The following is a 14,012-nucleotide window of genomic DNA, read 5'->3' on the forward strand; positions in this document are numbered from 1 at the left end:
GATCGAACTGTTCACCGCCCTGCTGCTGTCCCTGCCCGGCTCGCCGATCCTCTACTACGGCGACGAGATCGGCATGGGCGACAACATCTGGCTCGGCGACCGCGACTCCGTCCGCACCCCCATGCAGTGGACCCCCGACCGCAACGCGGGCTTCTCCTCCAGTGATCCGGGGCGGCTGTTCCTCCCCACGATCATGGACCCGGTCTACGGCTACCAGGTCACCAACGTCGAGGCCTCGATGTCCTCGCCCTCGTCGCTGCTGCACTGGACCCGCCGCATGATCGAGATCCGCAAGCAGAACCCCGCCTTCGGGCTCGGCACCTACACCGAGTTGCCGTCGTCCAACCCGGCGGTGCTGGCGTATCTGCGGGAGGCTCCCTCGACCGGGGGCGGCGGGGACGACCTGGTGCTGTGCGTGAACAACTTCTCCCGGTTCGCGCAGCCCACCGAACTCGATCTGAGCGCCTACGAAGGTCGCCACCCCGTCGAACTCATCGGCGGAGTGCGCTTCCCCGCCATCGGCGAACTCCCGTATCTCCTCACCCTCGCGGGCCACGGCTTCTACTGGTTCCGCCTGCGGAAGGACGCCGTGTAACCGACCGGAACCCCCGGGCGGGCCGGTTTCCCCCGGCCCGCCCGGGGCACGCAAACAGGAACACCCCGCCCCCCGGGGAAAGGACGCGACGCCATGTCGGAAGCCGCCACGCACTCCACTGCGACAAGTCCTGGTCCGCAGCCCGCAGCCCCACCGACGCCCGGGCTGCTCACCTCGCTGGAGCCGTTGCTGCGGGAGTGGCTGCCACGGCAGCGGTGGTTCGCGGGGAAGGGGCGGCCGGTGGCCGGGTTCGGACTGGTGGCGGCCACCGAACTCCTCCCGGTGGGCGGGCGGCCCGACGACTCCCGGTCGGGCGGCGCCAAGGCGGGACTCCTGCACCTCCTCGTCCGCGCCCATCAACCGCTGGTGCCGTCGCAGGGCGCGTCCGTCCAGCCCGGCGACTGCTACCAACTGTTCCTCGGTGTCCGCGAGACACTGCCGCCCCGTCTGGCGCCCGCGCTGATCGGGCACGTCACCGACGGGCCACTGGCCGGACGGACGGTGTACGAAGGGCTGCACGACCCGCGCCTCGCCGACGTCCTCCTCGAAGCGCTCCGGACGCAGGCCCGCATAGGGGATCTGCGCTGCGCACGAGACACACGGCTGGCCCTGCCGGAAGGGCTGGTGCCCCGCCTGGTCACGTCGGAGCAGTCCAACTCCTCCGTCGTCTACGGGGATACGTTCATCCTGAAGCTGTTCCGCCGGGTCGTGCCCGGCGCCAACCCCGACCTCGAACTCCCGCTGACGCTGTCGCGCGCACGGTGCCCCCGCGTGCCGGCGCCCGCCGCCTGGATGACCGCCGACCTGGGCCCGGCCGCCGACCCGGAGACGCATGTCCTCGGGGTGCTCCAGCCGTACCTCAAGGGCGCGGCCGACGGGTGGGAACTGGCGCTGAGCATGCTGGCCAAGGGCGAGGACTTCACCGGCGAGGCACGGGCCCTGGGCCGGGCCACCGCCGAGGTCCACGCGGCCCTCGCCGAGGCCCTGCCCACGGTCACCCTGGGTCGGCCCCAGGTGGAGTCGCTGGTCGACGGGATGGCCGAGCGCCTGGAGGCCGCGGCGCAGGCGGTACCGGCCCTGCGCCCGTACGCCTCCGGTCTGCGCACCGCCTTCGACGCGCTCGCCGACCTGGCCGCCGAGGGCCACACATGGACGGCGCAGCGCATCCACGGCGACCTGCACCTCGGCCAGTGCCTGCGGTCACCCGTCGAGGTCGGCGCGCGGCACAGCGGTGGCGGCGAGTGGTCCCTCATAGATTTCGAGGGCGAGCCGTCGAAGCCGCTTGCCGAGCGCCGCATGCCGCAGCCCGTCGCCCGTGACGTCGCCGGGATGCTCCGCTCCTTCGACTACGCCGCCCACTCCCTGCGGCCCCCGGCCGCCGACTGGGCGTCCGCCTGCCGGGCCGCGTACTGCTCCGGGTACGCGGACGTCTCCGGTGCGGATCCGCGGACCGACCCCGTGCTGCTGCGCGCCTACGAGACCGACAAGGCGGTGTACGAGGTCGTCTACGAGGCCCGGCACCGCCCCGACTGGCTCTCGGTGCCGATGGCGGCGATCCACCGCCTGGCCACCGACACCGGCCCCGCCACGACGTGACGTGACCCGCCCTGAACCCGTTTTGTCTGTCCGAGGGCCGAGCACCCGCTCCGCCCACCCCTCACCACCCTGCACAACCCGCCGAGGAGGCCGTCCCTGTGACTCCCCGCCCGCCGTCCGACGACAGCACGCAGAACCCCGGCAGTGACGCCGCTGAGGCACCCGCCCCGGTGAAGAAGACGGCTGCCCGGAAGACGGCCACGACGAAGACCTCGGCCAAGAAGGCGACGGCGAAGAAAACGACCGCGGCGGCGAAGCCGGCGACGGCCTCCAAGGCCGGGACCACGGCGAAGACCGCGAAGAAGGTCCCGGCCCAGAGGACGACGAAGGCCACGGCCGCCGAGGCCGCGGACGCCGTCGGCGAGGACGCGACCGGGAAGACGGCGGCGGAGAAGACCCCGGCGCGGAAGAGCGCGGCGAGGAAAGCCCCGGCGAAGAGGACTCCGAGCGCCAGGACCGGCACGGACCTCGGCGGGGGTGTGGAGGAGACCGCGGCTGTCGCGAAGGCCGCCACCAGGAAGCCCTCGGCGACGAAGAGCACGGCTTCCAGGACCTCGGTTCCGAAGATCCCGGCCTCGAAGACCTCCGCCTCGAAGGCCCCTGCTTCCAAGGCCACGGCTTCCAAGGCCACGGCTGCTTCGGAGACGGCCGCCGAGAAGGCCACTGCCAAGAAGGCGCCCGCGAAGCAGGCGGTCACGAAAAAGGCTGTCGCGAAGAAGGCGGTCACGAAGAAGGCCGTGGCCAAGGTGACCGCGGCCGAGACGGCCGTGGCCGAAGCGACGGCGGCCGAGCCGGCCGTGGCCAAGACCGCCGCGTCGAAGAAGGCCGTGTCGAAGAAGGCCGCCGCCAAGAAGGCTGCCACAAAGAAGGCCGTGACGAAGAAGGCCGTGACGAAGAAGGCCGCCGCCAAGAAGGCGGTCGGGGTGGTACGGACTTCGGGAGAGCCGGAGAAGACGACGGCGGCGGCACCGGCCGTCCCGCCGGTCGAGGAAGCGGCGGTACCCACGCAGCCGACCGTCCCGCCGCAGTCGAGCGCCGGTGCCCAGCCGGCCGTTCCCGCTCAGCAGACGACGGCACCGGCCCCGCCCGCGTCACCCACCGAACATCCCGTCCCCGCCCAGCCGTCCGTACCGGCCCAGCCCCTCGCCGCCACCACCGAGTCGACCTCCCCCACCGAGCCGGCCACCGGCGTCCAGTCGGCCTTCTCGCCCGCCGTGGACGGGGGTGACCGGGAGCGGTTGCTGGCCGGTACGCACCACGAACCGCACGCCGTGCTGGGGGCGCATCCGGTCGCGGAGGGCGTGGTGTTCCGGGCGTTCCGCCCGTTCGCGCTGGGCGTGACCGTCGTGGCGGGCTCGCTGCGGGCGGAGCTGCACGACGACGGCGAGGGCTTCTTCTCGGGGCTGTTGCCGCTGCGGGACGTGCCGGAGTCGTACCGGCTGCTGATCACGTACGAGGGGAACACCCAGGAGACCGAGGACGCGTACCGCTTCCTGCCGGCCGTCGGGGAACTGGATCTGCACCTGGTCAACGAGGGCCGTCACGAGGAGCTGTGGCAGGCGCTCGGGGCCCGGCCGATGACCCACCAGGGCGTGACCGGCACCCGCTTCACGGTGTGGGCGCCGAACGCGCGCGGCGTACGGCTGGCCGGGACCTTCAACTACTGGGACGGTACGGGCTACCCGATGCGCGCGCTGGGCTCCTCCGGTGTGTGGGAGCTGTTCGTGCCGGAGATCGGCGAGGGCGAGCTGTACAAGTTCGAGATCACCCGCCCGGACGGTACGAGGACGCTGCGCGCCGACCCGCTGGCCCGCCGTACGGAGGTCCCGCCGAACACCTCGTCCGTCGTGCACGCGTCGCACTACGAGTGGGGCGACGAGGAGTGGATGACGCGGCGCGCGGAGGTCCCCGCGCACGAGGCGCCGTTCTCCGTGTACGAGGTCCACCTGCCGTCGTGGCGCCCCGGCCTCACGTACCGCCAGCTCGCCGAGCAGCTCCCGGCGTACGTCAGGGACCTCGGGTTCACCCATGTCGAGCTGCTGCCCATCGCCGAGCACCCCTTCGGCGGCTCCTGGGGCTACCAGGTCACCGGGTTCTACGCGCCCACGGCCCGCCTCGGCGACCCGGACGACTTCAAGTACCTGGTCGACTCGCTGCACCGGGCCGGGATCGGGGTGCTGATGGACTGGGTGCCGGCGCACTTCCCGCGGGACGACTGGGCCCTGGCCGAGTTCGACGGGCGTCCGCTGTACGAGCATCAGGACCCGGCGCGGGCCGCGCATCCCGACTGGGGGACGCTGGAGTTCGACTACGGCCGCCGCGAGGTGCGCAACTTCCTCGTGGCGAACGCCCTGTTCTGGTGCGAGGAGTACCACATCGACGGGCTGCGCGTGGACGCCGTCGCCTCCATGCTCTACCTCGACTACTCGCGTGAGCCGGGCCAGTGGACGCCGAACGAGCACGGGGGCCGGGAGAACCTGGACGCGGTGTCCTTCCTCCAGGAGATGAACGCGACCGTGTACCGCCGGGTGCCGGGGGTCGTGACGATCGCGGAGGAGTCCACGGCGTGGGACGGGGTCACCCGCGCCACCCATCACATCGGCCCCGGCGGTTTCGGTGGCCTCGGCTTCGGGCTGAAGTGGAACATGGGCTGGATGCACGACTCCCTCGGCTACATGGCGAAGGAGCCCGTGCACCGCAAGTACCACCACAACGAGATGACGTTCTCGATGGTGTACGCGTACAGCGAGAACTACGTCCTGCCGATCTCCCATGACGAGGTCGTGCACGGCAAGCGTTCCCTGGTGTCGAAGATGCCCGGCGACTGGTGGCAGCAGCGCGCCAACCACCGTGCGTACCTGGGCTTCATGTGGGCACACCCCGGCAAGCAGCTCCTCTTCATGGGGCAGGAGTTCGCGCAGGGCGCCGAGTGGTCGGAGGCGCACGGCCCGGACTGGTGGCTCCTCGACCCGGCGTACGGCGCCGAGGCGGACCACCGGGGCGTGCGCGACCTGGTCCGCGACCTCAACTCCGTGTACCGCGACACCCCCGCGCTCTGGCAACGCGACACCGACCCGTCCGGCTTCTCCTGGATCACGGGTGACGCGGCCGAGGACAACGTCCTGGCCTTCCTGCGGCTCGACGCGGACGGCACGCCGCTGCTGGCCGTCTCCAACTTCAGCCCGGTGATCCGCCGGGACTACCGGCTGGGCGTCCCCGACGACGTCCCGGCATGGCGGGAGGTACTGAACACGGACGCGGCGCCGTACGGGGGGAGCGATGTCACGACACCGCACCCGGTGAAGTCGGAGCCGACACCGTGGCACGCCCGCGGGGCGAGCGTCCGCGTCACGCTGCCGCCCCTGGCGACGGTCTGGCTGCGTCCCGCGTAGGGCCGGGCGCCCCATAGCTCGGGAGCGCGCTGTTTCGTCGGCGGGTGCGGGTGGGTGGGGGCTGTTCGCGCCCACGCGGCGGAGCCGTATGTGTCACCGCCCCGCGCCCCGGTCCTTTTCAGGGGGAGGGCGGGCCGCAGGCCCGTCCCTCCAGGGGCGCGGGGAACTGCGCGAGAAACCACGACGGACCCGCACCCGCCGACGAACCCCGCACCCCCGAGCTGTACCGCGCTCACCCCCCACCCCTCCGCCCACCCAACATCATCCGCCGCAACGCCCCCAACAACCCGCTCCCACCCCGCCCGGACACCCCCGGCGACACCACGGCAACCTCCCCTTCGCCCCCCACATCCGCCCCCGCAGCCGCAGCCGCAGCCGCACTCGACCCCCCGGCCCGGCTCGCCACAGGCGCCCCCGGGCTGAGTTCGTACCGCACCGGCAGCAGCCGCAGCCCCCGCACCACCGGCCCGGTGCGCCACGGCAACTGGTCCGGCGGCAGCGTGAGTTCCGCTCGGGCGAAGTGCTCGAAGATCCGCCCCACCGCCGTGGTGACGATCATCCCGGCCAGCTCGCGCGCGGCGCTGGGGCACTGGTGCGGCCCCGCCCCCCACGCGAGGTGCGCCCGCGTGCTGACCGCGGAGTCGACGAGGTGGGACGTGCCGATGGCGAGCAGGTCCCGGTGCGCGGCGGCGACGGACGGGGACACGATGTCCCCGGCCCGGATCCAGAAGTTCCCCAGCCGTACGTCCCGCCCCGCGAACCGGAAGCACAGGTTGGCGGTCGGCGGGTTCACCAGCGCCGCCCGGTTGACGGTCTCCCCGATCTGCCCGGTCACCACGCTCCGCCGGACCGTCGCGTTGCCCCGCAGCACCTCCAGCAGGGTGTTGCAGACCATGTTGCCGGTGATGTCGTTGAGGTAGACCGCGTTCATGAACAGCTCACGGCCGAGCTGTTCGTCGGACAGGGTCGGGTCGGACAGCAGCATGTACGACGTCAGGTCCTCCCCCGGCCGGGACCGGCGGTGCGCCGCGAGCCGGATCATCGCGCCCAGCGCCCGCTCGGTGGCGGGTCCCGCGTCCGGTCCGCCGTCGAGCATCCGCCACATTTCCATGACCATCTCGTCGCCGAGTTCGACGGGGCAGCCGAACAGCTTCGTGGTGACCATGAGGAGCAGCGGCCGGGTGTACTGCGCCGCGAGGTCGGCGAAGCCGCTCGTGCCGGACTCCGCGGCGAGCATGCCGATGAGGTCGTCGGCGTACTTGGCGACGGCGGCCCGCAGTTCCCATCCCTCGGGGCTGTGTCCGTCCTGGAAGGGCCGCATGGCCGAGTGGTGGGTCAGCCGGGCGGCCCGGTGCTCGTCGTCGTCGAAGAACATGGTCTGCCGCACCTCGTAGCCGGCGAGCAGCGGCCAGTCCCTGGGCAGTCGCCCTTCCGCCCGCGCCCGCCAGTGACGTACGTCGCGCCGCCAGACACTGTCGTTGCGGAGGACTTCGAGCACCTCCCGGTAGTCGAGGACCAGCCACACCGGAACGCCCATCAGCCCCACCGGAGCGACGGGGCCGTATGTACTCCGCAGTCGCTCGTAGACGCTGCCCGGGTCCGTGTCGAACTCCGAGGTCAGCAACGGCTCCACGGGCAGCGAGTCGAGCGTGGGGCTGCCGGCCGGAGCGGCCGCGAACGGATGAGTTTCCATGAGCGACACGCATACCGCATGGCACCTGCACAAGCAGTGACGATGCCGGGAACTGTTACGGCTTGGTGATCCCCGATGCACATGTGGTGACGGTGGCCCCCACCTGGCCTTACCGGTAGCACCCCCTTGGTTGCGGGCGGCCCTGACCGAATGCGCCCCTCACCTGTCGTCCTCCGTCGGTCAGCCCGCCGCGAGCGATTCCCGCAGGGCACCCGGCAGTGCCTCCGAGTGGACGACGCCGAGTGCCTGGGTCGCTCTGGTCAGCGCCACGTACAGGTCGCTGGTGCCGAACCGCCCGGGTTCCACGACGAGGACCGAGTCGAACTCCAGCCCCTTGGCCTGCCGGGGGTCGAGGAGGACGACGGTCCGGGTGAGGTCCGGTTCCGCGCCGGCGGTGACGCCGTCGAGGCGGGCCGCGAGCGACCGGTGCAGCGCGCGCGGCGCGATCACGGCGAGCCGGCCCTCGGCGGGGGTGAGTTCGGCGGCGGCCTTGGCCACCTCGGCGGGCAGGTCCCGGGCGGTCGCGTGCCGCGCCCAGGGCCGTACGCCCGTGGACCGCACGGAGCTGGGCGGCTCGAAGTCCGGCTGCTCGGCGCGGACGACGCCGGTCGCGACCTCCATGATCTCGGCGGGGGTGCGGTAGTTGACGCCGAGCCGGGTGTGCTTCCAGCGGTCCTCGACGTACGGCGCGAGGATGTCGGCCCAGGAGCCGACGCCCGCGGCCTCCGCCGTCTGGGCGGGGTCGCCGACGAGGGTCATCGAGCGGGTCGGGGAGCGGCGCATCAGCAGCCGCCAGGCCATCGGTGACAGCTCCTGCGCCTCGTCGACGATGATGTGCCCGAACGCCCAGGTCCGGTCGGCCGCCGCCCGTTCGGCGGCGCTGCGGTGGTCCTCCTCCTCGTGCCGCTCGGCGAACCGCTCGGCGTCGATGATGTCGTGCGCGGACAGCACCTCGGAGCTCTCGGGGTCGCTGTCCTCCTTGTCCTCGAACTCGTAGGTGCGGGAGGCGTACGACACGTCGAGCACGCCCTGCGCGTACGCGATCTGGGTCTCCCGCTCGCGTTCGGCCCTGGCCCGCGCGAACCGGTCGTCCTCGCCCAGCAGTTCGGCGGCCTCGTCGAGGAGGGGCACGTCGGCGACGGTCCAGGCGCGGGTGACCGGGCGGCGGACGGCGTCGGCGTCGGCCTCGGGGAGGAAACGCTCGGGCTCGGCGAGGAGGTCGGCGATCAGGCGCCGCGGGGTGATCCGGGGCCACAGCTGGTCGATGGCGGACCACACCTCGGGGTTCTCGGCGAGTTCGTCGCGGATCTGGGTGATGTCGGCGGCGTCGAGGAGGTTCGAGCCGTCGTAGGGGTCGGTGCCGATGCGCTCGGCGACCATGTCGGTGAGGGTGTTGAGGATGTACCCCTCGAAGTGCTCGCGGGCCGCGTTGTGCGGGAGCTTCGCCTCGCGGGTGCGCTCGCGGGCGACCCGGACGAGGTCGTCGTCGAGCATGAGGACCTCCCGGTCGTGCTCGATGGCGATCACCGGGTCGGGCAGCGCCTGCCGGTCCCGTACGACGGCGGCGAGCACCTCGGCCATGTCGGCGCGACCCTTGACCCGGGCCGCCTCCGGGGTGTCGGTCGCGGTGGCCCGTACGCCGGGGAACAGCTCGCCGACCGTCGACAGCAGGACGCCCGTCTCGCCGAGGGAGGGCAGGACCTCGCCGATGTAGCCGAGGAAGGCAGGATTGGGGCCGACGATGAGGACGGCGCGTTTGGCGAGGAGTTCCCGCTGCTCGTACAGCAGGTACGCGGCGCGGTGCAGCGCGACGGCGGTCTTGCCGGTGCCGGGGCCGCCCTCGACGACGAGGACGCCCTGGTGCGGCGCGCGGATGATGCGGTCCTGCTCGGCCTGGATGGTCTGCACGATGTCGCCCATGCGGCCGGTGCGGGCCGAGTTGAGCGCGGCGAGCAGGACGGCGTCGCCGGTGGGGTCCTCGTACCCGGTGCGGGTCTCGTCGCCGAGGTCGAGGATCTCGTCGTGCAGGGCGGTGACGCGGCGGCCCTCGGTGGTGATGTGCCGGCGGCGGCGCAGCCCCATCGGGGTGTGGCCGGTGGCGAGGTAGAAGGGGCGGGCGACGTCGGCCCGCCAGTCGATGAGGATCGGGGTGCGCTCGGTGTCGTCCTCCCGCAGGCCGATGCGGCCGATGTGGTGGACGCCGCCGTCGGCGAGGTCGAGCCTCCCGAAGCACAGGGAGCCGTCGACGGCGTTCAGGGCGGCGAGCAGACCCGAGCGTTCGGCGACCAGGATGTCCCGCTCCAGCCGGGCCTGCATGGGCGTGTTGCCCTGCGCCAGCGCGTCGGTGACGGAGTCCTCGGTCTCACCGCGCAGCGCGTCGACCCGCCGGTACAGCGCGTCGATGAATTCCTGCTCCCGCCGCAATTCATCGTGCGAAAAGCCGGTGTTTGACAATTCCACTCCCGCCCGCATATACTGTGCTCACTGAACTTCTTTGCGACTCCTTCTTCTTGAAGTCGCGAACCATTAAATATACGCAAGAAAAGCCCCCGAGCACAATTGCTCGGGGGCTTTTCTCGTCCCGCTTCCTTCCCGGTGTCAGAGCACGTCGGCGAGTTCCTCCAGCAGCCGCCGCTTGGGCCGGGCCCCGACCATCGCCTTCAGGGGCTCACCGCCCTTGAACACCATGAACGTCGGCATCGACAGCACCCGGTAATGGTTGGTCGTCTCCGGGTTCGTGTCCACGTCCAGCTGCACCACCTTCAGCCGCTCCCCCTCCTCCGCCGCGAGAGCGCTCAGCACCGGCCCCATCTGCCGGCACGGCGGGCACCAGTCGGCGGTGAACTCCACCAGCACCGGCAGCTCCGCCCCGATCACCTCCGCCGCGAAATCCGCGTCCGTCACCTCGGCCACTCCGGCAGCCCTGATCACAACCCGGCCCCTCCCAGTTCACACTCCGGCTCCGGACCGCCCGGAACCTCCGCCTCGGCCGCCAGCCGCTCCCGCGCCGACTCCGCCCGCGCCAACTGCTCGCCGACCTTGGCCCGTACGGCCGCCAGCTCGCCGATCAGCGCGTCCAGCTCGTCCAGCTTCCGCCGGTAGACCGCGAGCGACGCGGGGCACGAGTCGCCCTCCGGGTGCCCGGCCCGCAGGCACTCCACGAACGGCCGCGTCTCCTCCAGGTCGAACCCGAAGTCCTGGAGCGTGCGGATCTGCCGCAACAGCCGCAGGTCCGCCTCGTCGTACGACCGGTACCCGTTGCCGCTGCGCCGCGCGGGCAGCAGCCCCCGCGCCTCGTAGTACCGCAACGTCCGTGTCGTGGTCCCGGCCCGTGCCGCCAGCTCACCGATGCGCATGACCCGACGCTAATCCTTGACCCCGGCGTCAAGGAAAGAGAAAAACGAAAACAGCCGAGCGGCCAGGTCTACAGGGGGAGGACCTGGCCGCTCGGTGTATCAGGGTGCGTATTCAGTTGTGGTGCCCGTACGACCGGGTCTACGGGGGGAGGACCCGGCCGTACGGGGCTCAAGGGGGCCGCAGGCCCCGAAGGGGCGCGGGGAACTGCGCGACCAGCCGCACTCGACCGGCAGTCGGGGGCCGGCCTCACAGCCCAGCGGCGTTTAGCTCCGGCGCCCCCAGCGGAGCCTCACGCGCTCACGCCTTGGCGAGTTCCTTCTCACCGTCGGCCCCGGCCCCGGCCCCGGACTCGGCCGGCGCGGCCACCCCGTGGTCGTCGAGCAGCGTCGCCTCGTCGAACGGCGCGTTCCCGGCGAGCACCTCGTTGACCCGGTCCTTGTCGATCTCCTTGGTCCACGTACCGATCAGGACCGTGGCGACCGCGTTGCCCGCGAAGTTCGTGAGGGCGCGGGCCTCGCTCATGAAGCGGTCGATGCCGACGATGAGGCCGACGCCGTCCACGAGGGCGGGCTTGTGGGACTGCAGACCACCCGCGAGGGTCGCGAGACCCGCACCGGTGACACCGGCCGCGCCCTTGGAGGCGACCAGCAGGAAGAGCAGCAGCGCGATCTGCTCACCGATGGCCATCGGCGTGCCCATGGCGTCGGCGATGAACAGGGACGCCATGGTCATGTAGATCATGGTGCCGTCGAGGTTGAAGGAGTAGCCGGTCGGGACGGTGATACCGACGACGGGCTTGCTGACACCCAGGTGCTCCATCTTCGCGATGAGGCGCGGCAGCGCGGACTCGGAGGAGGAGGTGGACAGGATCAGCAGGAACTCACGGCCCAGGTACTTGAAGAGCGTGAAGATGTTCAGCCCCGCGACGATCTTCAGCAGGGCGCCGAGCACGATGAAGACGAAGAGGAAGCAGGTGATGTAGAAGCCGACCATCAGCACGGCCAGGCTCTTGAGGGCGTCCAGGCCGGCGGAGCCGGTCACGGCCGCGATGGCACCGAACGCGCCGATCGGGGCGGCCCACATGACCATCGCGAGGATGCGGAAGACGAGGCGCTGGATGTGCTCGATGCCGCGCAGGATCGGCTGGCCGGCGTTGCCCATGGCCTGGAGCGCGAAGCCCGCGAGGAGCGCGACGAGCAGGGTCTGGAGGACCTCGCCGCCGGTGAACGCGGAGACGATGGTCGTCGGGATGATGCCGAGCAGGAACTCGGTGGTGTCCTTGGCCTCCGGCGAGACCTGCGCCTGGCCGGTCTCCTTGATGGCGTCGGTGACCGCGAGGCCCGTGCCGGGCTCGACGATGTTGCCGACGACCAGACCGATGCCGAGGGCGACCAGCGACATGATCAGGAAGTAGACCAGCGCGATGCCTCCGACCGCGCCGACCTTCGCGGCCTTCCGTACGGAACCGATACCGAGCACGATGGTGCAGAAGATGATCGGCGAGATCATCATCTTGATCAGGTTCACAAAGCCGGTGCCGATGGGCTTCAGCTCGACCGCGAAGTCGGGGGCGATCAGGCCCACGGCGATACCGAGCGCCACGGCCACGATCACGGCGATGTACAGGTAGTGGGTGCGGTCCCGCTTGGCGGGTGCGGTAGGTGCCGTATGGGTGGTGCTGGCCACGGCTGCCCTCCTCGTCGACGTCGTCGTCGGCTGTTCGTCCGGCGTGCGGCTCACGTCCGGGGTGTTGCGGGAGACGGTCTCCCAGGGGTGGGAGTGGGGCTCCCGGGGCGAGGAGCTCGGCGAGCTCCCCGGCGGGGGGGAACCCGGCGGGTTCCCTGACGGTGGGAGCCGGGGCTCCCGATGGGAGCGGCTCCCGGGGGGTGTGGGAGCCGGTCTCCCGGCGGCTCGGGTGTGGGGTCCCGGACGGGAGTCGTACTCCCTCTCGTCGTTCATGTGCTGGACATGTTCGATGGGGTGACTATCTCCCGCCCTGTGAGGGCGGTCACCCTTCCGTTCATTTAGTTCACGCCAACACGTCCATGCAGACTGTTGCCATGCGCGTCGCGTCCCTCCTCAGACCCCGCAGCCTGGCCGGTCAGCTCTTCGCCGTGCAGGCGGTGCTGATCGCGGTCGTCGTGGCGGGATGCGCGCTGTTCACGTACGTCAGCGACCGGAGCCAGGCGGAGGACGCGGCGGGCCGCCAGGCCCTGGCCGTCGCCGCCGCGGTCGCCGACGCGCCGTCGGTGCGGGCCGCGGTCCACACGGACGATCCGACCGCGCGGCTCCAGCCGTACGCCAGTGAGGTGCAGCGGCACTCGGGCGTCGACTTCGTGACGATCATGACGCCGGACGGCATCCGCTGGACGCACCCCGTCCCCGAGCGGATCGGCCAGCGCTTCGTCGGCCACATCGAGAAGGCGCGGCGGGGCGGCACCATCACCGAGACCTACACCGGAACCCTCGGCCCGTCCGTGCGCGCGGTCACCCCGATCAAGGAGGGCGGCCGGGTCGTCGGCCTGGTCAGCGCCGGTATCAAGGTGCAGGCGATAAGCGACCGGGTCCAGGGCCAGGTGACGGCCCTGCTCGGGGTGGCGGCCGGCGCCCTCGCCCTCGGCGGTGTCGGCACGTACATCGTCAACGCGCGGCTGCGCCGGCACACGCACAACATGAACGCCGCCGAGCTGAGCAACATGCACGACTACCACCAGGCCGCCCTGCACGCCGTGCGGGAGGGGCTGCTCATGCTGGACGGCCAGTACCGGGTGGCGCTCATCAACGACGGCGCGCGGGAACTGCTGGGGGTGACGCAGGACGTGATCGGCCGCTCGGTGGCGGACCTGGGCCTGCCGGCGCCGCTGACGGGTGCCCTGTTGTCGTCCGAGCCGCGGGTGGACGAGGTGCTGCTGACCGCCGAACGGGTCCTGGTCGTCAACACCTCGCCCGTGTCGGGCGGCCAGCGCCGGGGCACGGTGGTCACCCTGCGGGACGTGACCGAACTGCAGTCCGTGATGGGTGAGCTGAACTCCGAACGCGGCTTCACCCAGGCCCTCCGCTCCCAGGCCCACGAGGCGGCCAACCGCCTCCACACGGTCGTCTCCCTCATCGAGCTGGGCCGCTCCGACGAGGCGATCGACTTCGCGACCGCCGAGCTGGAGCTGGCGCAGGCGCTCACCGACCAGGTGGTGGCCGCTGTGACGGAGCCGGTCCTCGCGGCGCTGTTGCTGGGTAAGACGGCGCAGGCGAACGAGCGGGGCGTGGAACTGGTGGTGTCGCAGGACAGCCGCATGGACGACGGTCTGCTCCCCGAGTCCCTCCCGGCGCGGGACCTGGTGACGGTGCTGGGCAATCTCATCGACAACGCGGTGGACGCGGC

9 protein-coding genes are annotated in these 14,012 nt (G+C 71.6%); 4 read left to right on the plus strand and 5 right to left on the minus strand.

Features of this window, described 5'->3' with window-relative positions; all coding sequences use genetic code 11:
• The 3 genes from M8J73_RS39400 to glgB all read left to right on the plus strand — a co-directional run.
• Window positions 1-595 (plus strand): alpha-glucosidase C-terminal domain-containing protein (locus tag M8J73_RS39400; RefSeq protein WP_249829700.1); only part of this gene is annotated, 595 nt, incomplete at its 5' end.
• A gap of 93 nt (window positions 596-688) precedes the next feature.
• Window positions 689-2,191 (plus strand): maltokinase N-terminal cap-like domain-containing protein, encoded by a 1,503-nt coding sequence (locus tag M8J73_RS39405; protein WP_055542566.1) that lies wholly within the window; start codon window positions 689-691, stop codon window positions 2,189-2,191.
• Between the two features lie 170 nt (window positions 2,192-2,361).
• Window positions 2,362-5,583, plus strand: coding sequence for a 1,4-alpha-glucan branching enzyme (gene glgB / locus M8J73_RS39410; protein WP_443740385.1), 3,222 nt, complete (start codon window positions 2,362-2,364; stop codon window positions 5,581-5,583).
• A 232-nt stretch (window positions 5,584-5,815) separates the two neighbouring features.
• On the opposite strand, the gene M8J73_RS39415 is transcribed toward glgB, so the two are convergent.
• The 5 genes from M8J73_RS39415 to M8J73_RS39435 all read right to left on the minus strand — a co-directional run bounded on the left by M8J73_RS39415 (window position 5,816) and on the right by M8J73_RS39435 (window position 12,319).
• Complete coding sequence (locus tag M8J73_RS39415; protein WP_249829702.1) at window positions 5,816-7,276, minus strand: cytochrome P450 family protein; 1,461 nt, start codon at window positions 7,274-7,276, stop codon at window positions 5,816-5,818.
• 180 nt (window positions 7,277-7,456) lie between these two features.
• Window positions 7,457-9,748 carry a HelD family protein gene (locus M8J73_RS39420; RefSeq protein WP_206187989.1) on the minus strand — a complete coding sequence of 764 codons (2,292 nt, stop codon included), beginning with the start codon at window positions 9,746-9,748 and terminating at the stop codon, window positions 7,457-7,459.
• 126 nt (window positions 9,749-9,874) lie between these two features.
• The gene (locus tag M8J73_RS39425; protein WP_079055123.1) at window positions 9,875-10,207 is read right to left on the minus strand and encodes a thioredoxin family protein; all 333 of its coding nucleotides are present in this window, start codon (window positions 10,205-10,207) and stop codon (window positions 9,875-9,877) included.
• Window positions 10,204-10,632 carry a MerR family transcriptional regulator gene (locus M8J73_RS39430; protein WP_055523843.1) on the minus strand — a complete coding sequence of 143 codons (429 nt, stop codon included), beginning with the start codon at window positions 10,630-10,632 and terminating at the stop codon, window positions 10,204-10,206. The genes M8J73_RS39425 and M8J73_RS39430 overlap by 4 nt, the downstream gene beginning before the upstream one ends.
• A gap of 298 nt (window positions 10,633-10,930) precedes the next feature.
• Window positions 10,931-12,319, minus strand: a complete 1,389-nt coding sequence (locus M8J73_RS39435; RefSeq protein WP_055541532.1) for a cation:dicarboxylate symporter family transporter — start codon at window positions 12,317-12,319, stop codon at window positions 10,931-10,933.
• 374 nt (window positions 12,320-12,693) lie between these two features.
• Here M8J73_RS39435 and M8J73_RS39440 point away from each other — a divergent pair.
• The coding region (locus tag M8J73_RS39440; RefSeq protein ID WP_249829703.1) for a PAS domain-containing protein at window positions 12,694-14,012 on the plus strand (1,319 nt) is incomplete at its 3' end.

The organism is Streptomyces neyagawaensis (genome assembly GCF_023516595.1).
Taxonomy (GTDB): Bacteria; Actinomycetota; Actinomycetes; order Streptomycetales; family Streptomycetaceae; genus Streptomyces; species Streptomyces neyagawaensis.

Bases quoted from the DNA above. Each gene is read 5' to 3' on its own strand.
- M8J73_RS39405 (WP_055542566.1), top strand. From the start codon at position 689: ATGTCGGAAGCCGCCACGCACTCCACTGCGACAAGTCCTGGTCCGCAG.
- M8J73_RS39415 (WP_249829702.1), bottom strand. From the start codon at position 7,276: ATGGAAACTCATCCGTTCGCGGCCGCTCCGGCCGGCAGCCCCACGCTC.
- M8J73_RS39420 (WP_206187989.1), bottom strand. From the start codon at position 9,748: ATGCGGGCGGGAGTGGAATTGTCAAACACCGGCTTTTCGCACGATGAA.
- M8J73_RS39430 (WP_055523843.1), bottom strand. From the start codon at position 10,632: ATGCGCATCGGTGAGCTGGCGGCACGGGCCGGGACCACGACACGGACG.